This is a genomic window from Nicoletella semolina (genome assembly GCF_004345745.1).
Classification (GTDB): domain Bacteria; phylum Pseudomonadota; class Gammaproteobacteria; order Enterobacterales; family Pasteurellaceae; genus Nicoletella; species Nicoletella semolina.
On record NZ_SLXJ01000012.1, the window covers coordinates 1 to 25,471 of the forward strand.

Annotated in this window: 23 protein-coding genes, 1 other RNA gene and 1 pseudogene; 16 read left to right on the plus strand and 9 right to left on the minus strand. The window is 40.6% G+C overall.

Annotated elements, in window-relative coordinates; all coding sequences use genetic code 11:
- Window positions 1-188, plus strand: a 188-nt coding sequence (locus tag EV693_RS09555; RefSeq protein ID WP_207906497.1) for a hypothetical protein, incomplete at its 5' end; no start/stop codon positions are given.
- 65 nt (window positions 189-253) lie between these two features.
- On the opposite strand, the gene murF is transcribed toward EV693_RS09555, so the two are convergent.
- From murF to EV693_RS07595, 6 genes are all read right to left on the minus strand, one after another.
- A complete protein-coding gene (gene murF / locus EV693_RS07570; protein ID WP_132501762.1) occupies window positions 254-1,663 on the minus strand; it encodes a UDP-N-acetylmuramoyl-tripeptide--D-alanyl-D-alanine ligase in 1,410 nt (469 codons plus the stop codon).
- A gap of 65 nt (window positions 1,664-1,728) precedes the next feature.
- Window positions 1,729-3,225 (minus strand): UDP-N-acetylmuramoyl-L-alanyl-D-glutamate--2,6-diaminopimelate ligase, encoded by a 1,497-nt coding sequence (gene murE, locus EV693_RS07575; protein WP_132501763.1) that lies wholly within the window; start codon window positions 3,223-3,225, stop codon window positions 1,729-1,731.
- Between the two features lie 77 nt (window positions 3,226-3,302).
- Window positions 3,303-5,357 carry a penicillin-binding transpeptidase domain-containing protein gene (locus EV693_RS07580; protein ID WP_132501764.1) on the minus strand — a complete coding sequence of 685 codons (2,055 nt, stop codon included), beginning with the start codon at window positions 5,355-5,357 and terminating at the stop codon, window positions 3,303-3,305.
- A gap of 3 nt (window positions 5,358-5,360) precedes the next feature.
- Window positions 5,361-5,669, minus strand: a complete 309-nt coding sequence (gene ftsL / locus EV693_RS07585; protein WP_132501765.1) for a cell division protein FtsL — start codon at window positions 5,667-5,669, stop codon at window positions 5,361-5,363.
- Window positions 5,669-6,607, minus strand: coding sequence for a 16S rRNA (cytosine(1402)-N(4))-methyltransferase RsmH (gene rsmH / locus EV693_RS07590; RefSeq protein WP_132501766.1), 939 nt, complete (start codon window positions 6,605-6,607; stop codon window positions 5,669-5,671). The genes ftsL and rsmH overlap by 1 nt, the downstream gene beginning before the upstream one ends.
- Before the next feature lie 175 nt (window positions 6,608-6,782).
- Entirely contained in the window at window positions 6,783-7,361 is a 579-nt protein-coding gene (locus tag EV693_RS07595) for a UPF0149 family protein (RefSeq protein WP_132501767.1), read from the minus strand.
- An 89-nt stretch (window positions 7,362-7,450) separates the two neighbouring features.
- On the opposite strand from EV693_RS07595, the pseudogene EV693_RS07600 reads away from it, so the two are divergent.
- From EV693_RS07600 to lpxB, 11 genes and pseudogenes are all read left to right on the plus strand, one after another.
- Window positions 7,451-7,768: pseudogene (locus tag EV693_RS07600) on the plus strand (cell division protein ZapA); the annotation flags it as partial.
- Window positions 7,769-7,910: 142 nt separating this feature from the next.
- A non-coding RNA gene (gene ssrS / locus EV693_RS07605) (6S RNA) lies at window positions 7,911-8,090 on the plus strand.
- A 1-nt stretch (window position 8,091) separates the two neighbouring features.
- Window positions 8,092-8,679: a 5-formyltetrahydrofolate cyclo-ligase gene (locus EV693_RS07610; protein ID WP_132501769.1), complete on the plus strand. Its 588-nt coding sequence runs from the start codon at window positions 8,092-8,094 to the stop codon at window positions 8,677-8,679.
- Between the two features lie 19 nt (window positions 8,680-8,698).
- Window positions 8,699-9,139 carry a methyltransferase family protein gene (locus EV693_RS07615; protein ID WP_132501770.1) on the plus strand — a complete coding sequence of 147 codons (441 nt, stop codon included), beginning with the start codon at window positions 8,699-8,701 and terminating at the stop codon, window positions 9,137-9,139.
- A 116-nt stretch (window positions 9,140-9,255) separates the two neighbouring features.
- Complete coding sequence (gene hinT / locus EV693_RS07620) at window positions 9,256-9,621, plus strand: purine nucleoside phosphoramidase (protein WP_132501771.1); 366 nt, start codon at window positions 9,256-9,258, stop codon at window positions 9,619-9,621.
- A 26-nt stretch (window positions 9,622-9,647) separates the two neighbouring features.
- The gene (locus tag EV693_RS07625; protein ID WP_165904886.1) at window positions 9,648-10,037 is read left to right on the plus strand and encodes a DUF1425 domain-containing protein; all 390 of its coding nucleotides are present in this window, start codon (window positions 9,648-9,650) and stop codon (window positions 10,035-10,037) included.
- Window positions 10,021-10,806, plus strand: a complete 786-nt coding sequence (locus EV693_RS07630) for a choline/ethanolamine kinase family protein (RefSeq protein WP_132501773.1) — start codon at window positions 10,021-10,023, stop codon at window positions 10,804-10,806. Before EV693_RS07625 ends, EV693_RS07630 begins: the two co-directional genes overlap by 17 nt.
- Before the next feature lie 339 nt (window positions 10,807-11,145).
- Window positions 11,146-12,339, plus strand: a complete 1,194-nt coding sequence (tyrS, locus tag EV693_RS07635; RefSeq protein ID WP_132501774.1) for a tyrosine--tRNA ligase — start codon at window positions 11,146-11,148, stop codon at window positions 12,337-12,339.
- Between the two features lie 57 nt (window positions 12,340-12,396).
- Window positions 12,397-13,044, plus strand: a complete 648-nt coding sequence (locus tag EV693_RS07640; protein ID WP_132501814.1) for a ubiquinone biosynthesis accessory factor UbiJ — start codon at window positions 12,397-12,399, stop codon at window positions 13,042-13,044.
- Window positions 13,041-14,687, plus strand: coding sequence for a ubiquinone biosynthesis regulatory protein kinase UbiB (gene ubiB, locus EV693_RS07645; RefSeq protein ID WP_132501775.1), 1,647 nt, complete (start codon window positions 13,041-13,043; stop codon window positions 14,685-14,687). The genes EV693_RS07640 and ubiB overlap by 4 nt, the downstream gene beginning before the upstream one ends.
- 68 nt (window positions 14,688-14,755) lie before the next feature.
- The gene (gene lpxB / locus EV693_RS07650) at window positions 14,756-15,913 is read left to right on the plus strand and encodes a lipid-A-disaccharide synthase (RefSeq protein ID WP_132501776.1); all 1,158 of its coding nucleotides are present in this window, start codon (window positions 14,756-14,758) and stop codon (window positions 15,911-15,913) included.
- A 29-nt stretch (window positions 15,914-15,942) separates the two neighbouring features.
- On the opposite strand, the gene carB is transcribed toward lpxB, so the two are convergent.
- From carB to EV693_RS07665, 3 genes are all read right to left on the minus strand, one after another.
- Window positions 15,943-19,149: a carbamoyl-phosphate synthase large subunit gene (gene carB, locus EV693_RS07655; protein WP_132501777.1), complete on the minus strand. Its 3,207-nt coding sequence runs from the start codon at window positions 19,147-19,149 to the stop codon at window positions 15,943-15,945.
- Between the two features lie 200 nt (window positions 19,150-19,349).
- On the minus strand, window positions 19,350-20,477 hold the full coding sequence (carA, locus tag EV693_RS07660) for a glutamine-hydrolyzing carbamoyl-phosphate synthase small subunit (RefSeq protein WP_132501778.1): 1,128 nt from the start codon (window positions 20,475-20,477) through the stop codon (window positions 19,350-19,352).
- Window positions 20,478-20,616: 139 nt separating this feature from the next.
- On the minus strand, window positions 20,617-21,633 hold the full coding sequence (locus tag EV693_RS07665; protein WP_132501779.1) for a glycerophosphodiester phosphodiesterase family protein: 1,017 nt from the start codon (window positions 21,631-21,633) through the stop codon (window positions 20,617-20,619).
- A 307-nt stretch (window positions 21,634-21,940) separates the two neighbouring features.
- On the opposite strand from EV693_RS07665, the gene yidC reads away from it, so the two are divergent.
- From yidC to EV693_RS07685, 4 genes are all read left to right on the plus strand, one after another.
- The gene (gene yidC / locus EV693_RS07670; RefSeq protein ID WP_132501780.1) at window positions 21,941-23,578 is read left to right on the plus strand and encodes a membrane protein insertase YidC; all 1,638 of its coding nucleotides are present in this window, start codon (window positions 21,941-21,943) and stop codon (window positions 23,576-23,578) included.
- A 96-nt stretch (window positions 23,579-23,674) separates the two neighbouring features.
- Window positions 23,675-23,938 (plus strand): GlsB/YeaQ/YmgE family stress response membrane protein, encoded by a 264-nt coding sequence (locus EV693_RS07675; protein WP_132501781.1) that lies wholly within the window; start codon window positions 23,675-23,677, stop codon window positions 23,936-23,938.
- Between the two features lie 110 nt (window positions 23,939-24,048).
- Entirely contained in the window at window positions 24,049-24,510 is a 462-nt protein-coding gene (locus EV693_RS07680; protein WP_132501782.1) for a YchJ family protein, read from the plus strand.
- A 90-nt stretch (window positions 24,511-24,600) separates the two neighbouring features.
- Window positions 24,601-25,383 (plus strand): amino acid ABC transporter substrate-binding protein, encoded by a 783-nt coding sequence (locus EV693_RS07685; RefSeq protein ID WP_132501783.1) that lies wholly within the window; start codon window positions 24,601-24,603, stop codon window positions 25,381-25,383.
- The last annotated feature ends 88 nt before the right edge of the window (window positions 25,384-25,471 follow it).

The following is a 25,471-nucleotide window of genomic DNA, read 5'->3' on the forward strand; positions in this document are numbered from 1 at the left end:
ATGGATTTATTGGTAAATTTTCCACTGAAATTGACCGCTTTTTTATTGTTTTTCTTCCCCTCCCTCAGTTCTACGGACAGCGCTCTTTGTGGGCGGAAGGCGCGAAAGGGAATAAAAGCGAAGAAAGGATTTCCCTCCCCCCACCGCTTACGGAGGGAGGGGAAATAATGGGGGCTAGGGAGTTATGACAAATAAGGCAGAAGTTGTGCTAGGATTATTATTTGCTGGCAAATGCGTGAAATCCGCTCGACAATTACACTGATTGGCTATTATGCCTAAATTTAGGTGATTGGTAGATCATATCAAGTAATGTTTCCATTTTTTGATTACGAGAGCCTTTTATGAGTAGAACGAGCGGTTCGTTTTGCTGGATTTTTTGCAATATAATTGGTAGTAAGAAATCGTACATTGCGGTTTTGTCAGTGAAATGATGATCTGAATTTTGACTAATTACTGCACTCTCTTTGCCAAAACTCACTACTAAATCTAAGTCCGCTTGAGCGACAAAATCTGCCACTTCTTGATGGCAAGCAGGGCTATCTTTACCTAATTCTGCCATATCACCCACCGCAAAAATACGGAAAGCAGGGTAATTTTGTAGCACGCTGACTGCGGATTTCATCGAATCCACGTTAGCATTATAAGTATCGTCAATTAGCAAGCAATGCTGGTTGATTGGTATTGGGAGTAAGCGTCCTTTTACTTTTGAGTGTTGCTCCAAGCCTTGTTTGACGGCATTTAAATCTGCTCCCACTGCCATTGCCAATGCGGTTGCAGCTAATGCGTTGCTAACATTGTGTGTGCCTAAATAGGGCAAATTGATCTCAATTTCGCCCTGTGGCGTATGTAGCAAGAAAGTCGAGCCATTGAGATTTAATACCACATTTTCTGCCCAATAATCAGCATAAGAATCGGTATCTGATCCTACATAAGAAAAGGATTGCAATTCGTGATTGCCAATTTCTGCCTGCCATTGTGGGTGGTAGTGGGTGAGGTTTACAATCGCCTTGCCATCAGCTTTTAAGCCACGATAAATCTCACCTTTTGCTTGTACAACACCTGCTAGCGATCCAAAACCTTCTAGGTGGGCGGCGGCAACATTATTTACCAAGCACGCATCAGGCTGAGCAATCGCTGTGGTATAGGCGATTTCACCAATGTGATTTGCACCTAATTCCACCACGGCAAATTTGTGTTTTGGCGTGAGGCGAAGTAAGGTCATCGGTACACCTAACTCATTGTTTAAGTTACCCAATGTGTAGAGAACTTCGTCCTTGCAAGCGGTCATTTTTTGCAAAATTTTTGCAGTCATTTCTTTGACGGTGGTTTTGCCAGAGGATCCTGTTATTGCCACGGTTTTCGGATTTAATTGTGCCTTTAGCCATTTTGCTAAATCGCCCAACGCCAAACGAGTGTCTGCCACCACGATTTGTGGCACAGCGACACTCCTCTCACGTTCAACCACCACCGCTACACAACCTTGTGCAATCGCATTTTCGAGGTAATCGTGAGCATCAAACTTCTCGCCCTTTAACGCAAAAAACAGACCATTTTCCGCCGCTTGACGGGTGTCAGTGCTGATATTTTCTACTGAAATTTCCCCTGAACCGACTAACCGTCCGCCTAGAATTTCAGCAATTTTTTGAAGTGTGAGTTTTATCATCTTGTTTCCCCATTTGCCAAAGCTATTATTTACCCTCTAGGTCTGAACCGAGTAAAACAGAATACCTATGAAGTTAAAAACTTTCTTGCCCATTCTTGATCTGAATATGAAATTTTTTTAGTACCGATGATTTGGTAATCTTCGTGTCCTTTCCCTGCGATCAGTACGACATCTTTGGGTTCAGCTTGAGCGATAGCGGTTTCGATAGCGTATTGACGAATGTGCATTTTTTGTATGGTGTTAGGTTTTTTGAATCCCATTAGCATATCGGCAAAAATGAGGTCAGGATCTTCTGTTCTTGGGTTGTCGTCTGTGATGATGACTTTGTCTGCATATTGTTCGGCAATTTGTGCCATCAGCGGGCGCTTACCTGTATCACGATCGCCACCGCAGCCAAACACACACCATAATTTGCCTTCGCAATGCAGGCGTGCGGCTTGTAAGGCTTTTTCAAGTGCATCTGGTGTGTGAGCGTAGTCTATGATGACCATCGGCTTATTTTCACCTGTTAGGCATTCCATTCGTCCACAAACGCCTGTGAGCAGCGGTGCAGTTTTAACTAATTTTTGTAAATCGACACCAAGAGCCAATAAGCCCGCTAATGCGGTAAGTAAGTTGCTGACGTTGAATGCTCCAATTAGGCAGCTGTTTAGTGTACCGTTGCCCCAGCTTGAGCAAAATTCAATGGTTGCACCTTTTAGGGTGAATGTAACCGCTTGAGCCTTAATAAATAAGTGGTTGCTCTCAAACGTTGGATCGCAACTGACTGCAATCGCTTGTGGTAATTTTGTCAGCCATTCACGCCCAATTTCATCATCAGCGTTGATAACTTGCTTTTTCGTTGCTAGTTCGCTAAATAGACGGAATTTTGCAGCGGCGTATTCTTCCATTGTGTGATGATAATCAAGATGATCTCGGCTTAAATTGCTGAAAATAGCCACGTCAAATTGCAAAGCTTCCGTACGGTATTGTGCTAAACCGTGTGAGGACACTTCCATTGCACAAAAATCCGCACCGAGTTCAACAAAATTTGCTAGATTTTGCTGAATTTCGACCGCTGATCCTGTGGTGTTAATGGCTTCTTTGACATTGCCATACAAGCCATTACCAATTGTCCCCATTACAGCTGCTTTGCCGCCTAGTAGGTTATGCCATTGAGCAAGAAGTTGGGCAGTGGTAGTTTTGCCATTTGTGCCAGTAACGCCAGCTAAGATTAATTTCTCACTTGGGTGGGCGTAAAATAAGCCTGCAATTTGGGATAAATGTTTATCTAAGTTGGGGACGCTGATGACTTTGCAAGTAGTACGATCTAAGTTAAATTTCGCAAATTGACTAGGTAATTCAGGAGCTTGTTGCTCTGCATCGGCTTCTGCAAGCACCAGTGTCGCACCGTTTTCGATAGCTTGTTCAATAAATTGGCGAGCATCAATTTGATGTCCTTTGAGTGCGATAAAAAGATCACCTTGTTTGACTGTGCGACTGTCTAGGGTTATCCCTTGCAAGGTGGAAAGTGTATCTGTCCAAACAGAGAGTTCTGGCAAAAAAGAAAGTAGGCGTTGCATTATATTTCCTTACTAAAAAGAGTGATTTGGCACTAGCTATGTAGTACTAAATGGTAAAATTATCTGCTCGTTGCTGACTAGTGAGTTGAATTCAGATTAAGCTCACGCACTGCATTTTCTGTGCCAGTGAGGTTGTCTGGTTTAACATTACGAGCCTTAAGAACGTTACCCATTATGCTTGAAAAAAGTGGGGCAGAAACTGCTCCGCCATAGTACGCACCTGCTTTAGGTTCGTTAATTAATACCACGAGAGCAAAGCGAGGACTACTTGCAGGAGCAAGACCTGCGGTGTAGGCGAGGTATTTCTCAACATATTTACCCTGTTCAATTTTTCGAGCAGTACCTGTTTTGATGGCGACACGGTAGCCATCGACCGCTGCTCTTGCACCGCCTTCCCCTTTGTGAGCAACCGTTTCCATCATCGCCACGACTTCTCGGGTGATTTTTTCAGGTAGTACACGTTCACCAATGATTGGGGGATCGACTTTGGTGATAGAAAGAGGACGATAAATACCAAAGCTGCCTAAAGTCGCATAAGCTCGAGCTAGCTGGAGCGGCGTAACATTAAGACCATAACCATAGGCAACTGTCGCTCGTTCAATATCTGCCCAACGTCTGCGATCGCCATTTGAGCCTCGTTGTTCGCCAAGTCCTAGCCCTGTATCCTTACCAAATCCGACTTTACTATAAGTGTCAATTAGAGTACTTGGTGGCATTCTAAGTGCAAGGCGACTTACCCCGATATTACTCGATTTTTGCAAAATCCCTGTTAAAGTCAGGCTCTCACGAGGAGCAACGTCTCTAATAGTGTGTCCATTGACAATAAAGGGGCGAGTGTTAATGATTTCATCGTGGTAAGTCACTTTATTTTGTAATGCTGTGAGTACCACGAGCGGTTTGACGGTTGAACCTGGTTCAAAAGTATCGGTAATTGCTCGGTTGCGAGCAAGCTCGGATTTAAATTCGCTGCGATTATTCGGATTAAACGAAGGGGCATTCGCCATTGCGAGAATCTCGCCTGTTTGCACATCGACTAATACGGCGGTTCCTGATTCGGCTTTATTTTCAATTACCGCTTTTTTGATTTCACGGTAAACCATAGATTGCAACTCTTCATCAATACTTAATACAACATCTTGTGGGTCGTACTGTTTTTCATTGCGAATCGTTTCAATGATATTGCCTCGTGCATCTTTACGAATAATTTTTTTGCCATTTTTTCCGATTAACAACGCATCGAAGCTTCGTTCTAGCCCTTCCATACCTTGTTTGTTATCCACGTCAGTAAATCCAATGAGCTGGGAAATTTCTTCTGCTAAAGGATAAAAACGGCGAGATTGCACCTTGAGTATCAATCCATCAATTTTAAGCGCTTTTGCAAAGTCGGCAATCGTTTCAGATTCGTGGCGTGAGATATATAAAAAGCGTTGTTCTGAAGCGGTATAAAGTTTTTCCATTAAGGTGCTGTATTTCATTTCTAGGCTTTTTGCTAGTTCTTGCATTTTTTCACGCTCAAGTTTTGCAAGAGCCATTTCACTTTGAACAAAGTCAGAGTTTGGGTTATTACGCACTTTCACGAGTAAATCGGCATAATTTAAGCCTGTCATTTCTGAAAGTAGAGTCCAGTAACCGTCATTTTCGTGATTAAAAATAACTTTAGGATTGTATTTCTTTTGCTTATTTTTCGGCTTTGCTTTGATGAAATGATTGACGTTGGCTTCAATTTTACTGGCAGAAAAGCCCATTTCCATTGCTAATTTTCGCCACTGCGTTTTATTACGGCGTAATTTGGTATCAAAATATTCTTTAGGATCAATGGTGATGGAATACATTGGTACGCTAATAGAAAGCACTCGATTATGGCGATCTAAAATTCTTCCTCGTGTAAAAGGTAATTCTTTAGTTCGAACTGAGCGATCGTTGGCTTCTTTAATTAACCGCTCTGAATCTGTTATTTGCAGTGAAAAACCTTTGTAGAGTAAAGCAATTGCCATTAACGCAATGACAATATAACTAATCAAAAATCGATTAGGTAAGAAACTAGGTTCATTTTTTGTTTTATTCGTTGTATAAGGTACAGAAGAAAGCGTTTTTTTTTCTTTCTTCGTATTAAATTTAACCGCTTTTTTCATTCATTACTCAACTAAAATAACTTCTTGTGTTTTTTGAATAGGTTGTAGACCAAATTTTTCTGCCACTGCTTCAACACGAGATTTTTGACTTAACGAATTTTCCTCTAGTTGTAGGTGAATATATTGGTTTTCCAACTTTTGATTTTTTTGTATTAATTTATTTTGTTCTGCAGTTACCAGCCGTGTTTGGTGAGTGATCCAAATCGTTGCTATAGCACTGGCAACAATCGCAACTAATAACATTATGGCTACTTTGTTATATGAGGTTAAATCATCAAGAATAATTTGATGTAAAGGATAGCGTTTTGACATTAGCGTTTCTCCGCAATTCGTAGCACGGCACTGCGAGAGCGAGCATTTAGCTCAATTTCCGCCTCACTCGGCATTATCGCCTTGCCAATTGCAAGAAGAGGAATATGTTTATTTAATTCACTTTCCAAAATTGGTAAGCCTTTTGGTACAACTTGCCCTTTACTATGCTTGCGAATAAATTGTTTCACCATACGATCTTCAAGGGAGTGGAAACTGATAATGGATAGTCGCCCTTGCGGTGCAAGTACATTTAAGGTTGATTTAAGAGCGGTGTCTAATTCGTCCAGCTCACTATTAATAAAAATTCGGATAGCTTGGAAAGTACGAGTTGCAGGGTGTTTATGTTTATCCTTAAACGGCACTGCATTGGCAACAATCTCAGCTAGCTGTAGCGTGCGAGAAATTTTTTCTTGTGCAGATTTATTGTAAGAAACGACCGCTTGTGCAATGCGTTTGGCAAAACGTTCCTCGCCAAATGCTTTGAGTACCCATGCTAAATCTTCGACTGGAACCTGTGCTAACCATTGTGCAGCAGATAGCCCTTTGGTGGTATCCATTCGCATATCAAGGGGTCCGTCTCGCATAAAGCTAAACCCCCGATCGGCTTCGTCAAGCTGTGGTGAAGATACGCCTAAATCAAGTAAAATGCCGTCTATTTTGCCAACAATATTTAGATCTTCACAAATATCTGGAAGAGCAGAAAATGCTGAATGTACGATTTGAAAGCGAGGATCGTTGATCGTGCTAGCTTCTACAATAGCACGAGGATCTCGGTCGATGGCGATAAGCCGTCCCTCATTACCCAATTTAGACAAGATCAGCCTAGAGTGTCCGCCACGCCCAAATGTGCCATCAATATAGGTTCCATTTGGCTTGATTGATAGCCCTTCTACCGCTTCGTGTAACAAAACAGTAATATGTTTGGAGGTACTCGACATTACTTAATCCTTTAATCCTTGCTTTATTCTGCTCACGTTAAACTGACAAATTCTATAGATTTCAATACTTGGGAGCAAGCGGTTTATATTGTGCTAATAATTGCAAATCAAGGTAACGAAATATGTTTTCTTATTTTTTGTTATTTTTCACTTATGCCAATAATGTAAATTAAGTTTAATGCAATTGCGTTTTGCTTGCGTTGTTATTGCTATTATCAGCTGAAGATGCGGCATAAGAGGCAAAATGGCTGTGCAAAAATAAGCAAACTACTCGTAGATATTCTACGATTTCTTCGGCTGCTTCTAGTAATTCAGCGTTATTGTCATCAGGGGCATACCCCAATTTAGCAATTTCAGCCAAATCGTCTATTGCTTCACCGACTTCGTCGGTTTCTTGATCTAATCGAGGCTGTGCCAATCCTAAGCCTAACAGAAAATGTCCTGCCCATTCTGCAATGCTGTCTGCCAATGCAAAGCCATCATCTTCATTTTGGGGTAGCCAAAGGGAAAAAAGCGTGTTGGCTTGTTCAAAATTGTGTTGTAGCTGTGGATAAAATTCGCTTAACTGCTGGAGGGGTTGTTGAGAAAAAGCGTGTCCATCATTCGTAAATTGATATGTTAACGTTTTCCATGATTCATCTTGCACACCACCTGCTAATAAGCCACTTAAAAAACCGTGAAATTCTGCAGCAGTGTAATCGATTTGTAATGTGGAAATAAGGTGTGAAAATTGATTAGATTGAGAAATTGTCATAGTGTTTATTTATGCTTTAGTTTATTTGTGATTTGATTAAAGGGTGGCATAATAGCAAAAATTTTGCATTCCGTGAGGATTTCCCAACAATGTCGAAGAATAATATTGAATTACAAATTTTTGGGCAAGTGCTTCGTTTATATTGTCCTCTAGAACAACAAGAGGCGTTACTCGCTTCTGCACAGCGGCTTGAAGAGCGTGTTGCCATCTTAAAAGAACAGTCTGGTATTATCCAATTAGAGAAAGTGTTGGCTATTGTGGCACTGAATTTAAATTATGAATTAGAGCAAGAACAACGTAAAAATCTTGATAATAAAAATGTGCTAGTAGCCTGTTTACAGCAGCTTGATACCTCCCTTAGTCAGTTTCAATCAACTGATGCTCTTGTTGTGGGCTTAGATACAGTGGAGGACTTAAAACTTGAAGCAAACTTAGAAAAAAGCGAGCATTCAAATACAGTCATTGTTCAAGAAAATGGCAAATAAAGAAATTTTTTGCTATTTAATACGACTAACACTAGGAAAAACAACTAAATTCCGTTAGTATTCCTATCGCCTGAGGTGTGCGTTGTTTGTTACGTCCCTGAGCCGATATTTAAAACTCCTTGAGTTGAATTGCTCATTGTTGGTGAGCAGGCTCGCTTGCGAGAAGCCTAAAAACGATGTTATTCGACTCCCTTGAACCAACTGGTTCAAGGACCACAACAGATAGCGGCACTTCGGGTCTTGTTATGTATTCACATTCCATTACACATTCGATCACTGAACAACGCCAACGTATTCGCAAAGAAATGCGAACCTTGCGTAAGAGGCTTTCTCCGCAGCAGCAAGCTTTTGCCGCACAATCAATTATTAACCCTGCACTGGATCTCCTTTGTGATTATCAAGCCGATCGAATTGGTTTTTACTTGCCATTTGAAGGCGAAATCTCCCCTCTTGAATTAATGCAACAGATCGCCTTATTAGGCAAAAAATGCTATGTGCCAGTACTGCACCCATTTTCTGCTAATCAGTTGCTCTTTTTGGAATATCATTCAGACTGTTTGCACACCAATCGTTTCGGTATTTTGCAACCAAGATTAGACCTTCGCAAGGTGTTGCCTGTCTCCGAATTAGAAATGCTATTTGTACCGCTGGTTGCGTGCGATAAAAATGCCAATCGAATTGGAATGGGAGGTGGTTTTTATGATAGAACATTAAGTCAATCTCCGCATTTAGTGAGCGTGGGCTTAGCCCATCGTTTTCAGCAGCTAGATAAGCTGCCGATCCAGCCGTGGGATACGCCGCTTAATCATCTGATATTAGGCGACTGTGAATGATATTGAGCGAGAACGAACCATGTCTTTGAAATTGCCACCCCCAGTGTTATTTATGATTGGTATTGGACTAATCACTTTTTTACCTCGCTACAATGAACCTGTGTGTGGGTGGCGTTTTGTTGCAGCGTTATTCGCAATCATCAGTTTCATCATTGCTGGAATGAGCGTTTATGCTTTTTTGCAAAAAAAGACCACAATCAGCCCGCTTGATCTAGATAAAACGCAAGTGCTTGTTGTACATAGTGTGTATAAAGTAAGCCGTAATCCTATGTATCTTAGCCTTGTAGGATTACTTATCGCTTGGGGAATGTGGACGGCGAGCCTCTCGTTTGTCATTGTTGTTTGGGGATTTATTCGCTATTTGACTTATTTTCAAATCTTGCCTGAAGAGCGTATGCTTGAACAAAAATTCGGACAAGTTTACCTCTCTTACCAGCAGCAAGTTCGCCGTTGGCTATGATCCCAAGTCTGTATTTTTGGCTTTGATTTCTCACTCAATAGATTGAAATTTGATTGCAAACTTTACAAAAAACTTGCACAATCCCACCGCTTGTAAACGCATTAAGAGGATAAAATATGACAACGCCTACCAACTATGAAGAGACAATTTTTAGCAAAATTATTCGTAAAGAAATCCCAGCCAAAATTGTTTATCAAGATGAATTAGTTACTGCCTTTCGTGATATTGCTCCACAAGCAAAAACGCATGTTTTAATTATCCCTAATAAATTTATCCCAACACTCAACCATGTTACTGATGAGGACGAAGCAGTTCTAGGACGTTTAATGACAGTTGCAGCCAAGATTGCCAAAGAGGAAGGAATTGCTGAAGAGGGATATCGATTAATTATGAATTGTAATCAGCACGCAGGACAGGAAGTTTTCCATATCCATATGCACCTTTTAGGTGGTGAACCGTTAGGTAAAATGCTAGCAAAATAGCAAAAATATAAATAATGAGAAAAAGTATGTTAAAACTTCGTGTTTTTCTATGTGCATTATGCGTGTGTTTGGTGGGGTGTTCAGGTTCGCCAAATAGCTATTTGCCTACCCAAACTCAGCCAATTTTAAACATTGAGACCTCTATTGCAACATCGGTCGCTACTCAAACGCAAGAAGAGCAACTGGTTTTTACGAACCTGAAGCCTGAAATCACCACGTTGGCGTACAAAATATTTTGGTATGACCAATATGGTGTTACACAAACTATTTATACACCCACAATCTATTTACAAGCGGCTGATCAGCTAAATGAGTGGCGAACATTATCGCTGCAGCCAAATGAAAGACGAGAGATTTCATTGACTAAGCCTACTGCAGAAAGTACGCACTATCGAGTGTATGTGCGTGCAAATTAATAACGGACTTGCTGAAAATGGCTTAAATTGGTTGATTAAACAGCGACAAAGTCCAATTGTTCAAATCTCGCCGTTGGCAGGTCTTACCGCTTGCAGTCAATTGATTGAGTTGGCAAACGGAGAGCGTTATATTTGGCGAAAACAGAGCGATAGAGCAAGCAATTACGGGATAAATTACCAAGCCGAAGCGATGTTGCTTCAAGAGCTTGCACCGCTCGGTTTTACGCCCAAAGTGGTTTATTCTGATGCCCAAGGCTCACTGCTAAACTGGATTGAGGGAGCTGTGCCAAGTGCGTTTTCAAATGAATTGCTAGAAAAACTTGCCCGATATCTTGCTCGGTTACATCATTTTGATTGGCAAGCGGTCAAAAATTCACAAAATTTTGCGATATTAAATTTAGCAGAACGCTGTACTTTTTTATGGGAAAAATTGCCTGATACTAAGCAAAAACAACTTTCCTCTTTACGTCCTTTTCGTCAAATCACTCCGTTGGCACAAGCCGTTTGCCACCACGATTTACATCTTGGCAATCTGCTTTTGCAAGACAACTCCCTGTTTATCATTGATTGGGAATATGCCGCACTTTCGGATCCTGCCCTTGATATTGCATTGTTTTTCGAGTCAAGCCAGCTAACCTCACAACAAAAAATGCATTTTTTTACACACTATTTTGCAAAAAATTCCGTCAATCTGACCGCTTATGCTGCTAAAATAAAAGAATACCAACCTGAAATAAAAAAGTTGAACCAGCTTTGGTTTGCGTTATAGCTTTTTGTCGAATGAAATGAAGAGAAACAGAATTAATGATGAGAACCATTTCTATTTGTAAAATAATGTAAAGGCGATTGCTTTTATTTTTGATAATCACTATCATCTAGAAAATTTAAAAATAATAGGTAATCACTCCAACTCTTACGCTAGATTTCCCCACAAAATCTAGCGATTTTTTTATCATTTGCTTCTTTATCAACCATTCCTCTCACTTTGATTTTTTTCTTGATTTATCTATGCATTATCTACGATTTTTTGTGATGCTTCTCTATGATTTTTAGCTTATCTCGTTATAATATCTGCCATTTTAGCGTTATAAAACAGAAAGGATAATCTATGACATTGCCGATTGACACACTTTTAGCTGAACTAAAACGTGGTGTAGAAGATGTATATTCAGAAGTCGATCTGATTGAAAAATTGAAAGAAAATCGTCCATTGCGTATCAAACTTGGGGCGGATCCCACTGCACCTGATATTCATTTAGGTCATACCGTGGTACTGAATAAATTACGTCAATTCCAAAATTTTGGACACGAAGTGATTTTTTTAATTGGTGATTTTACGGCAACAGTTGGTGATCCTTCAGGAAAAAATGCTACTCGTCCGCCACTTTCTCGTGAGGACGTGCTACGCAATGCGGAAACCTACAAAGAACAGATTTTCAAAATTCTTGATCCTCAAAAAACGAAAATTGTGTTTAACTCCGACTGGTTAGGCGAGTTAGGAACAGTTGGAATGATTCGTCTTGCCTCTAATTATACAGTGGCTCGAATGCTAGAACGTGATGATTTTAAAAAACGTTTTGCTAATAACCAACCGATTGCTATTCACGAATTTATTTATCCGCTATTACAAGGCTACGATTCGGTACACTTAAAAGCCGATGTTGAACTTGGCGGTACTGACCAGACGTTTAATTTATTGATTGGGCGAGAGCTGCAAAAATCAGCAGGGCAAAAACCGCAAGTCGCAATGACACTTCCTTTGCTTGTCGGGCTAGATGGTGAGAAAAAAATGTCAAAATCGTTGGGTAACTATATTGGTGTTACTGAAGAGCCTAATGAGATGTTTGGCAAGATTATGTCGATTTCTGACGAATTAATGTGGGATTGGTATAACTTGCTTTCTTTCCGTCCATTAGAGGAAATTGCTCAGTTAAAAGCGGAGGTTCTAGCAGGAAAGAACCCTCGAGATATTAAAATTTTACTTGCTAAAGAAATTATCGCACGCTTTCATAATGACAGTGCAGCCCAAGCGGCAGAGCAAGCCTTTATTAATCGCTTTCAAAAAGGTGCATTACCAGATGAAATGCCTGAATTAAGTTTTGAAGGGGATAGACCATTGGCTAATTTATTAAAAGAGGCAGAGCTTGTTAGCTCTACATCAGAAGCCATTCGCTCTATTCAACAAGGTGGTGTTAAAATAGATGGCGAGAAGGTGGAGGACACTAAATTGGTGATTACCGCTGGCACGCGTGCTGTGTTCCAAGTCGGCAAACGAAAATTTGCTCGCATTTCTGTAAATTAACCCTCATTTACCTCCCTATTAAGGTAGGGAGGTATGATAGCTGATAACTTAGGGCGAATAATGACGGCACTTCTCAGACAATTTATGCTGCCTCAGTTGGCAATTGGCACAATCGAAACAGTCTTTAATCTATTATTACAGCGTTCAGGTCAGACATTACCCATTTTGCGTAAATTAGCGGATAAAACCCTCAAAGTGGAACTTATCTCGCCGAATATTACACTGTTTATTTTGTTTAGCGAAACGAGAACTGAGTGGCTTAATCAATACAGTGGTACGCCTGATTGTACAATAACCTTAGCCTCGCAAATACTTCCTAAACTACGCGATAGACAGCATTTAGCAACCCTGATTAATCAGCAATCAGTTATCTTACAAGGTGATTTGCAACTGTTACAGCAATTTAGCCGCTTGCTTGATGAGCTTGAGACTGACCCTGCTGAATTACTGTCGCCGATTATAGGTGATGTCTTAGCACAAGCTTCTACAAACGTTGTTAAAATGCTGTTTAATCGATGTCAGCAACAATTTTCTCAACAGAGCCATTATCTTGCTGAAAACTTAACGACTGAATTTTCTGTTGTGGTACATCGTTTACAAATTGCTGACTTTTGCGATCAAGTTAGCGAACTTGCACAACAAGCGGTTAAATTAGAGCAAAAAATTGCAAAGTTGGATACACAAAGATCTTCAAGGACGCTATGATTTTCAAAAATTCTCGCAGGCTTTACCGCATTATTCATACCTTTTTACGTTATGGGATTGATGAAGCCATTCCAAATATCGCTGCTACTCGCCAATTACGTTTTGCTCGCAAACTATTATTTGGGGTAAAAAATGATTTCTCAAATCAGCCGTTGAGCGTTCGCCTACGTTTAGCTTTGCAAGAATTAGGCCCCGTTTGGATCAAACTCGGTCAAATGCTCTCTACTCGGCGTGATTTATTTCCCCCTGAATTTGCTGATCAACTCGCTCTGCTACAAGACGCTGTTGAACCTTTTGAGGGGAAACTGGCTCGAGAAATTATTGAGAAAAGTTTAGGCAGCAGTATTGAGACGTGGTTTGATGATTTTGATGAAACCGCATTGGCTTCTGCTTCAATCGCTCAAGTGCATACTGCAAAATTCAACCAAGCTCAAGCGTTTGCAGGTCAAGAAGTGGTGTTAAAAGTCCTTCGTCCTAATATCGAAGAGGCGATCTTTGCTGACATTTCACTGATGTATCGCCTAGCTCACTGGATTCCAAAATTGAATGTACAAGGCAAACGACTAAGAGCAGTAGAAGTCGTGAGAGAATATGAAAAGACGCTGTTAAGTGAGCTAGATTTGCGTAAAGAAATGCGTAATGCAATGCGTTTACGAGCCAATTTTGAACAGAGTGAAATGCTTTATGTTCCTCAAATGCATACCCATTTTTGCCATAAAAATGTGATTGTGATGGAACGAATTTACGGTATTCCTGTGGCAAATATTGCTGAATTGAATGCGAATGGCATTGATATGAAGTTATTAGCAGAGCGTGGCGTACAAGTTTTTTTCACTCAAGTCTTTCGAGATAGCTTTTTCCATGCAGATATGCACCCAGGCAACATTTTTGTCAATCCTAACCACCCAGAAAATCCACAATATATTGGCATTGATTGCGGTATTGTTGGGACATTAAATCAAAATGATAAACGCTATTTGGCTGAGAGTTTCGTTGCCTTTTTTAATCGAGATTATCGCAAAGTAGCATTAATGCACGTCGAATCAGGCTGGACACCTGCTGATACGGATATTGATGCTTTTGAACAAGCATTTCGTGAAGTTTGTGAACCCATTTTTGCAAAACCACTCTCTGAAATTTCCTTTGGAAATGTGCTGCTAAATCTGTTTAATGTCGCTCGTGAATTTAATATGGAAGTCCAACCTCAGCTTGTTTTACTCCAGAAAACGCTGCTTTACATTGAAGGATTAGGTAGACAAATTTACCCACAGCTTGATTTATGGCAAACAGCAAAACCTTTCTTACAAAATTGGCTAGACGAACAAATGGGCGTAAAAGCAATGTGGCGTGATATCAAGGAAAATCTGCCTCAATTTAGACAACATTTTGCCCAGCTACCTAATACGCTTTTTCAAGCATTAGAGCAACAAAAACAGATTAACCTACGCTTAGCAGAAATCAATCAAACGTTGAATTCAAAACAGCCTTCATTAACACGATACAAACTCGCTTTACTTGCAATTATTTTAATGGGTACATTTTGGCAATTTCCAATTATGCCATTATGGTTAAGTGTCCCCATTTTATTTTTGAGCATAACATCACTCAGTATTATGTTACTCATTTCGATAATTAGGCGATAACTATCCCAATGGAAACCGAACAAGCGGTCTTTTTTACCACTATTTTTGCAAATTTTTAAGGAAAATTTATGCGTTCTCCCACCATTGCAATTGTTGCAGGCGAAGTGTCTGGCGATATTTTAGGAGCAGGTTTAATTAATGCATTAAAAAATCACTATCCCTACGCACGTTTTATTGGCGTAGCAGGCGAAAAAATGCAACAAGCAGGTTGTGAAACGTTATTTAATATGGAAGAGCTTTCTGTGATGGGGCTGGTGGAAGTCATAAAACATCTCCCTCGATTATTAAAACGCCGTCAGGAAGTTGTTCAGACAATGTTAGCGATTAAGCCTGATATTTTTATTGGGATTGATGCACCTGATTTTAATTTAGGGATCGAAGCAAAACTGAAAGCAAAAGGAATTAAAACCATTCATTATGTCAGCCCATCTGTTTGGGCGTGGCGACAAAATCGCATACATAAAATCGCTGAAGCAACAGATTTGATGCTTGCCTTTTTGCCCTTTGAGAAAGCCTTTTATGATCGTTTTAATGTGCCTTGCCGATTTATCGGGCACACGATGGCTGATGCAATCCCATTATACCCCGATCGCCAAAAAGCCTGCCAACAATTACAGCTTAATGAAAACCAACGTTATGTTGCAATACTTGTGGGTAGCCGAGCCAGTGAACTCAATTTTCTGACAGAACCTTTTTTGCAAGCAGCTGAATTACTTAAAACAACCTATCCAGATATCCAGTTTTTAGTCCCATTAGTCAGCAAAACACGCCTTGCCCAATTTGAAGCATTAAAAGCAAAAGTTGCTCCAGATTTGGAGGTTATTCCTTTAATTGGACAAGCTCGCAATGCAATGATTATCGCACAAGCAACATTACTGGCATCAGGCACAGCTGCATTAGAAGCGATGTTGTGCAAATCGCCAATGGTGGTGGGATATAAAATGAAGCCTGCGACCTATTGGTTGGCAAAAAGAATCGTAAAAACAGATTATATTTCATTGCCAAATTTACTCGCAAACGCACCGCTTGTCCCAGAGCTAATCCAAGATCAGTGCAGTCCAAAAAATTTAGCACAACATTTATCAGTTTATTTATCAACTGCCACAGACGAAAAAGCAGCAACAACATTGTTAAAACAACGTTTTATTGAATTACATCAACATATTCAATGTAACGCAGATGAACAAGCAGCACAGGCAGTCGTGGATTTGTTGGAAGGGGAGTAGCTTTTAAGGCTTTTCCCCTTGAGACTTCATTAACATTGACCAGTATGCAATGTTTGTAGAGCATAGACTTCAAAGTTGCCGATGTTTGTTACGCCTTGTGAGATTGCTTCTGCTGCAGCAATGGTGGTTTGAAGCGGCACTCTTTGCTGTAGTGCGGTGCGGCGGATAGAGTAGCTATCTTCAATCACTTTGGGATCACCGCTGACTGTGTTAATCACGATGGCAATTTCATTATTTTTTAACGCATCAACAATATGTGGGCGACCTTCACGCACTTTATTGACCGTTTGTACCACAATGCCATTCTCACGCAAGAACTTCGCTGTGCCAAAGGTTGCACATAATCCATATCCCTGTTCTTGGAAACGTTGTGCGATAGCGATGAGTGCTTGTTTATCACGATCTAGCACAGACATAAACACTTTGCCGACTTTTGGTAAGCGTTCGCCTGCACCGAGCTGAGCCTTGAAAAATGCCTCTGCAAAGGTTTTGCCAACACCCATCACCTCTCCTGTAGAACGCATTTCAGGTCCTAAAATAGTATCTACCCCAGGGAATTTAATAAATGGAAAGACAGACTCTTTCACAAAGTAGTGTGTTGGGGTAATGGTATTTAATGCCTGTTGCTGTTGCAGAGAAATGCCAGCCATAACCCTTGCCGCAATTTTTGCCCAAGGTTGTCCTGTTGCTTTACTCACAAATGGCACGGTGCGGCTAGCACGAGGATTCACTTCCAAAACATATACCACGTTATTTTGCACAGCAAACTGAACATTCATTAGCCCTTTAACCGCTAATGCAAATGCCATCGCTTCAGTCTGTTTGCAAATTTCTTGTTGAATCTGACCGCTTAATGAATAAGGCGGAATTGAGCAGGCAGAATCGCCACTGTGAATGCCAGCTTGTTCAACGTGTTGCATAATCCCACTAATCACTACATTTTCACCATCGCATACGCAATCCACATCGACTTCAATCGCATTATTGAGGAAGTGATCAAGTAAAATTGGACTATCGTTGGATACCGAGACGGCTTCTCGCATATATTTACTTAGCTCATCATCGTTATAGACAATCTGCATTGCCCGTCCACCCAATACATAAGATGGACGCACAACTAGCGGATAGCCTACTTCATTGGCTAAAGATATGGCTTCAGTGGCATTGCGTGCGGTACGGTTAGCAGGCTGTTTCAAACCAAGATGATGCAAAATCTGCTGGAATCGTTCACGATCTTCTGCCATATCAATACTGTCTGCACTGGTACCAATAATATTCACGCCGTTTTCGTGTAAGGCATTGGCGAGTTTTAATGGCGTTTGTCCGCCATAATGGACGATCACGCCCCACGGTTGTTCAATATGCACAATCTCTAGCACATCTTCGAGCGTTAAAGGCTCAAAATAGAGGCGATCAGAGGTATCAAAGTCTGTGGAAACGGTTTCAGGATTACAGTTCACCATAATGGTTTCAAAACCGCTTTCACGCAATGCAAGGGCGGCGTGTACACAACAGTAATCAAATTCAATGCCTTGCCCAATGCGGTTTGGACCTCCACCTAAAATCATGACTTTTTTACGCTCTGAAGGCATTGCTTCGCATTCTTCCTCATAAGTAGAATAAAGATAAGCAGTATCAGAGGCAAATTCTGCCGCACAAGTATCTACTCGTTTGTACACAGGACGTATATTGAGGCGATGGCGATAATCACGCACGGCTTTCTCGCTAGCTTGAGTCAGTTGTGAGATTCGCTTATCAGAAAAGCCTTTGCGTTTTAAGCGATACATCTCTTTGTGATCCAAATCATTCAACGATTTTTGTTCTAATGCTAACTCTTCTTTCACTAAATCTTGAATTTGGACTAAAAACCACGGATCGATTTTAGAGTAATGATGCACTTCTTCAAGACTAAAGCCCGCTCCAAAAGCATCAGCAACATAAAGAATGCGGTTTGGACCTGGGTTGGCTAACTCACTGCGGATTTTTTCAGGCTCTTCTGAGAGTAAATTAAAGCCGCAAATGCCTGTTTCTAATCCACGCAACGCTTTTTGTAGCGATTCTTGGAACGTTCTCCCCATTGCCATGACTTCACCGACTGATTTCATTTGAGTGGTTAAACGATCATCTGCGTTCGCAAATTTTTCAAAGGCAAAGCGAGGAATTTTAGTAACCACATAATCAAGAGTAGGCTCAAAAGAAGCAGGAATTAAACCGCCAGTAATATCATTGCGTAGCTCATTTAAGGTATAGCCTATAGCCAGTTTTGCGGCGACTTTCGCAATAGGGAACCCTGTCGCTTTTGAGGCAAGGGCAGAAGAACGACTCACTCGTGGATTCATTTCAATTACGATCATTTCACCATTTTCAGGATTAATCGCAAATTGTACATTTGCCCCACCTGTGTCCACACCAATTTCACGCAACACGGCAAGTGAAGCATTACGCATTATTTGATACTCTTTATCGGTCAAGGTCTGTGCAGGGGCAACGGTGATGGAGTCGCCTGTATGTACTCCCATCGGATCGAAGTTTTCAATTGAGCAGATGATGATACAGTTATCAGCTTTGTCTCGTACTACTTCCATCTCATACTCTTTCCAGCCAAGAACAGATTGTTCAATTAACAATTCGTGGGTTGGCGATGCCTCAAAACCACGCTCACAGATTGCCAAAAATTCATCACCGTTATACGCAATACCGCCCCCAGAACCGCCCATCGTAAATGAGGGGCGAATTAACGTTGGAAAGCCAACTTTTTCTTGTGCAACAAGAGCTTCTTCCATCGTATGTGCAACAAAAGATTTCGGCGTAAATAACCCTATTTTTTCCATCGCTTGTTTAAAGCGTCCACGATCTTCAGCCTTGTCGATGGCATCTTCTGTTGCACCGATAAGCTCAACATTGTATTTTTTCAACACCCCATTTTTGGCAAGATCCAATGCACAATTCAACGCAGTTTGCCCCCCCATCGTAGGCAAAATAGCGTGAGGGCGTTCTTTTTCAATAATTTTTTCGACCGTTTGCCATTCAATTGGCTCAATATAGGTCACGTCCGCCATATTGGGATCAGTCATAATTGTCGCTGGATTAGAATTCACTAATACGACTTTATAGCCTTCTTCACGCAGTGCTTTGCACGCCTGAGCTCCAGAGTAGTCAAATTCACACGCCTGCCCAATGACAATCGGACCTGCCCCAATAATTAAAATTGTGTTTATATCTGTACGTTTTGGCATTTTCAAATTCTCTTGGTTTTCAATCTCCCCCTGCCCCTCTTTACAAGACGGGAGCATTCTTTATCCAATTAAGCGATGAGTCTTTATTTCAGCTTAATCAGTTCCCCTCTTTAGTAAAGAGGGGCAAGGGGAGATTTGTCAAAATATAAAGCGGTCAGTTTTATTAAAGTTTTTGCAAATTTTCTTACAAATCCCACCGCTTACTGTGCTTTAGCTTTTTTCAATTCATCAATAAATTTATCGAATAAATATGCCACATCATTCGGACCAGGACTTGCCTCTGGGTGTCCTTGAAATGAGAATGCGGATTGATCAGTCAGTGCAATCCCTTGCACGGAATTATCAAATAGAGAGCGGTGAGTAATGACTACGTTATCGGGTAGACTTGTTTCATCAACTTCAAATCCGTGGTTTTGGCTGGTAATCAATACTTTTTGCGTTGTTAAATCTTGAACAGGGTGGTTTGCTCCGTGATGACCAAATGCCATTTTGCGTGTTTTTCCACCGACTGCTAAACCTAGAAGCTGGTGTCCCAAACAAATACCAAAAATGGGTTTTTTAGTTGCAAGTAAGGTGCGGATTGATTTGATAGCATACTCACAAGGCTCTGGATCGCCAGGGCCATTGGAGAGGAATATGCCATCTGGATTGAGGGCAAGCACCGCCTCAGCGGAGGTTTTTGCTGGCACAACTGTAATACGACAGCCTCGTTCTGCCAACATACGTAAAATGTTGCGTTTTACACCATAATCGTAAGCGACAACGTGAAATTGGGGAGCTTGCTGTGAGACATAGCCTTGACCAAGTTGCCATTCACCTTCTGTCCATTGATAAAGCTCGCCACAGGTGACTTCTTTGGCTAAATCTTGTCCAGCCATTGAACCGAAACTTTTCGCCAATGCCAATGCTTCGGTTTCGTCTTTTCCAACATAAATACAGCCTGCTTGCGTCCCCTTATTGCGTAACAAGCGAGTTAAACGGCGTGTATCGATCTCTGCGATGGCAACAATATTATGTTGAATTAAGTAATCAGTAAGGGAGGTGTGAGAGCGAAAATTGCTATGAAGAAGAGGAAGATCACGAATAATTAAACCTGCGGCATAAACGGTGTTGGCTTCCGTATCTTCCAAATTTGTACCTGTGTTACCGATATGAGGATAGGTTAGGGTAACGATTTGCTTTGTATATGAAGGATCGGTGAGAATTTCTTGGTAGCCCGTCATCGCGGTATTAAATACTACCTCACCAATTGAATAGCCTTTGGCTCCAATAGACCGTCCGTGAAATACGGAACCGTCCGCCAAGATAAGCATTGCATGTTCAGACATTATTTACTCCTAAATAATTTGTGGGTTGGTACTTACAAGTCGCCATTAACCTTTGCTAGAAGTAGGCGACTAAGTTTAACGGAGCAAACGATTGCCTTCAAGATAAACTTGACAATTATCGCTTAATTATAGCGATTTTTTATTTTGAGTAGGCTTTACGGTAGCCATTTTTATTCAGCCAATTTAATAGAAATTCAGGTTCATCGGTTTGAAATATCGTGACCCCTTTTTTGATCCAAAAGCCGTAGACTTCGTTAGGTAAGCCTGCATAATACGCCATTTCATCGCCACGTCCGCCTGATCGCAATCCTGGATTTTTGGACTCATACAGGGTATTGAGCCAATAATGTACGTTGTACTTGTTTGCCAATTCCAGACTTTGCTGGCTAAATAATATGCCACCATCTTGTGTTAATTTGCCATCTGGCTTATGGGCGTTGCGTAACTGCACTAACTTTGGACGATAGTCAGCAAGGATTGCTTGGTACAACTTAAAATCCACCTTGTTATCATAAATATTTGGCATGAGGTTTACGCCATAGTTAGCCAAGTTTGTGTTAATTTTTTTTGCACTTTCACGTTGCTCAGGGGTATTTTGATTGACAGAAGCTAAAATCTGCTTTTCTACTCCATATTTTTTAGCCAACTCAAACATAGCAGGAAAATGCTGGTAGCCAATTTTGTTATCTAAATTAAGGAGAATTTTGCCTTTGATTTCATCGTATAAAGTACTAAGAGACATGACGTGTTCATCTGTGATGGTGGTTTCGCCATTGTGATGAATGGTTAGCTTGCATGATTGCAGTTCTTGCCAAGTTTTGTCTTCAACTAACCCCTGACAAGTGGTCGTGCGGTCAAGGGTTTTATCGTGCAATACCACAAAAACGCCATCTTTTGATTGGCGAATATCCTGCTCAACCACTTCTACTCCCAACTCAATCGCTTTGCGGATAGAGGCTACCGAGTTTTCAGCATAAATCGCTTGTCCTTCTTTATTCCATAAGCCACGATGAGCCACGACCATAATATGATCTCGATGGGCATTTGCGTGATTGAGACGTTCTAAAATGGCATCAACGTGTGTTGGGCTGTTAGCTTGAGCGAGTATAGTAGTGCAATAGAGTAAGCAAGAGGTAAAAATTTTTGTGAATTTCATTTTGTTTCTCCAAATTTTGTGGTGTGTGATTAACTACTTCTGAGTATATGTAGAATATATGGCAAAAGAATGACAAGGGGACCTGAATTCAGAAGATATATTTCAGTAAGTTGTCAAGGAAGGAGCAATGATGGGATTTAAAAATCTCAAGTGCCTCGAACAATGCAGGGCTGCGATTTGCTTTGCTGAAATCTTTGCAAATCTGAGTTTCTAAATCATTTAACGGTTGGATAGTTTCATAACCTATATTAGAATGGGCAACTTTATGTATGTGGGGTTTCCCTTTTATTTTGATGAGAACTAAAAAATGAATTCAAACCGTAGTTTATTGATTATGGGTTTGCTGCTTGTATCATTCTTGATTTTTACACAGTGGCAACAGGATTTTGATCCAAAATTGCAGGCTCAAAAACAAGCTCAGCAGATGCAGCAGCAGGCTGCTACTCAAAGCAATGATGTACCGAACTCTTCAACGGTAGCTCCAACTACTTCTGAACAGCAAACACAAGGCAAAACCATTGTCGTAGAAAGCGATGTGTTACGTTTAACTATCAACACGCTTGGTGGTGATGTGGTGGATTCTGATTTGTTGCAGCACAAGGCAACATTAAATTCAAATACACCTTTTGCATTACTGCAACAAAATGGTAATTTCCAATACATCGCTCAAAGCGGTTTGGTTGGAAAAGATGGGATTGATACCAATCTAGGACGAGCACAATATCAAGTATCAGACAATCAATTTACCTTGGCTGAAGGACAAGACGAATTAGTTGTACCGCTTGTGTTAGAAAAAGAGGGTGTAACCTACATTAAAACCTTTAGGCTCAAGCGAGGTAGCTATGATGTAGCGGTCAATTTCACTATTAAAAATGCAACAGCGAATACTTTGGAAGTGCAGCCTTACGGACAGCTTAAGCACAGTTTAATCGAAAGCTCAGGGAATTTTGCGATGCCAACCTATACGGGCGGTGCTTATTCATCATTAGAAACTAATTATAAAAAATACAGTTTCGGAGAAATGGAAAAAGCTAATCTCTCCATTGATACTCAAGCAGGTTGGGCGGCTATTTTACAGCATTATTTTGTCTCTGCTTGGATTCCCAATCAAGATGTACAAAACCATCTCTACTCTCGTACGCAAAATGGTGTAGGCACAATTGGTTATCGTGGGCCAATCACGCAAGTTGCACCAAACAGTGAAGTTACACTCACCAGCAATTTATGGACTGGACCAAAAGATCAAGATGCGATGGCAAAAACTGCGAATAACTTTGATCTCACTGTTGATTACGGCTGGGCGTGGTTTATTGCAAAACCGCTCTTTGCTTTACTAAACTTTATCCAGTCTTTGGTGAGTAACTGGGGGATTGCAATTGTTGGGGTAACGCTTGTGGTCAAAACGATTCTGTATCCGCTTACCAAAGCACAATATACCTCAATGGCAAAAATGCGTATGTTGCAGCCTCGTATCCAAGAAATGCGTGAACGTTTTGGCGATGATCGCCAGAGAATGAGTCAGGAAATGATGAAACTCTACCGAGAAGAGAAAGTCAATCCAATGGGTGGCTGTTTACCTATCTTGTTGCAAATGCCAATCTTCATTGCCTTGTACTGGACATTTATGGAAGCGGTAGAGCTTCGCCATGCTCCGTTTTTTGGTTGGATTGAAGATCTATCAGCACAAGATCCATACTATATTCTGCCATTATTAATGGGTGCATCGATGTTTCTGTTACAAAAAATGTCGCCAACGCCAGTCGCAGATCCAATGCAACAAAAAGTAATGACATTTATGCCTGTTTTATTTACGGTGTTCTTCCTTTGGTTTCCATCAGGGCTGGTGTTATACTGGTTAACCTCTAACTTAATCACATTGGTACAACAATGGTGGATATACCGTAAGTTAGAACAAAAAGGATTGCATACTCGAGTGAGAAAATAACCGCTATGCAAAAATTCTGAAGGGAAAGCCCCTTCAGATAATCTTTCAGTAATAATGCTGATTGTTTATACAATTTATCTATTTAAGGAGTAAATTATGGGTTGGATTGCTGCGATCTTTGTTGGTGCAATTATTGGCTGGATAGCCGAAAAAGTAATGAAAAGCGATATGGGATTACTGATGAATATCATCATCGGTATTATCGGTTCTTCATTAGGTCGTTGGGTATTTGGTGATGTGTTGGGTATCGGATCTGCTTACCAAGCAGGATCATTTAACCTCTCAGGTTTACTATTTGGCGTACTTGGTGCAAGTTTACTTATTTTCATCTTACGTTTTTTTAAAATAATGAAAAAATAGTCAACAGTTTTAAATACCAAGGTCTAAGATGCTCTCTTAGACCTTTTCATTTTATCAACATTTAACAATCCGCTCCCACTTGCGGTGATTTTTAATAGAAATTTTACACAATGTCATCTTTATGTCCCTGCCAATCTCAAAAGCAGTACGCAGATTGCTGCCAGCCGTATCACCTTGGAGAAGCAATACCGCAAACCGCAGAAAAACTGATGCGATCACGCTACAGTGCTTATACGTTGGTAAATATTCCCTATATCATCGCTACCACTTTGCCAGCTCAACAACTCTATCTTAACTTAAGGGAAATGCAACACTGGGCAGAAAACACCCAATGGGACGGATTAGAGATCATTGAACACCGACCTCACGTCAGCAAATGCCATAGCATTGTCGAATTTAATGCCTTTTTCGTTAATAATGGGGAACGACAAATTCACCACGAAATTTCACTGTTTGTTTATCTCAAAAACCGCTGGTATTTTGTCGATCCAAACACCCCAAAGCTCTCTAACAAACAGCCTTGTTTCTGTGGTTCTAAGCAAAAATTTAAACATTGTTGTGGGATATTGTAACTTTTTATTTTGAGGTATTCGTTTTAGTTATTTGCTAACCCTTATATTTGCATTTAGATTTATGAAAAGTGCATTTATAAGGAGTTTATTATGTTTAAGAAATTATCTGCTGTGATTTTATCTATATTCACTATCATTAATCCAGCAACTGGATTCGCTCAAAAAAGTTTGCTTGAAAGAATTGACAATAAAGGTGTTATAACAGTGGGTACAGAAGGGACCTATGCACCCTTTACCTATCACGATTCAACGGGAAAATTAACAGGTTATGATGTTGAGGTAACTCGTGCTGTTGCAAAAAAATTAGGGGTAACAGTTGAATTTAAAGAAACGCAGTGGGACGCAATGCTTGCAGGCTTAAAAGCAGACCGTTTCGATTTAGTTGCAAATCAAGTTGCACTAACCAGCCCAGAACGCCGTGCAACATTTGATAAAACAACGGAATATAGTTGGTCAGGTGCTGTGTTGGTAGCAAAACAGGGCGACTTTCGAGTGAAATCGCCAGAAGAAGTGAAGGGATTAAAGGCAACGCAATCGCTGACCTCCAACTACGGTGAACTTGCTCGTCAAAATGGGGCGAAGATTGTTGCTGTTGATGGATTGGCACAGGGATTATTATTGATACAACAAAAGCGTGCTGATGTTACATTTAACGATAAACTGGCGGTATTGGACTATTTTAAAAAGAACCCAAATTCAGGATTGGTGATTGTCTGGGAGAGTGGTGAAAAAGTAGGGGCAGGTCTTATTGCTAATAAAGGTAATGGCACAGCACTGAAAAAGATCAACCAAGCTATCATTGAATTACAGCAAGATGGCACACTGAAAAAATTAAGTGAGCAATTTTTTGGTACCGATATTAGTGTCAAATAGTAATTGTTTAATTAAGGTCTCATATTGCAAAATTTATGCAATATGAGACCGCTTTTTTTAGATAGTCTGTTCAGCTAAAGTACGATCT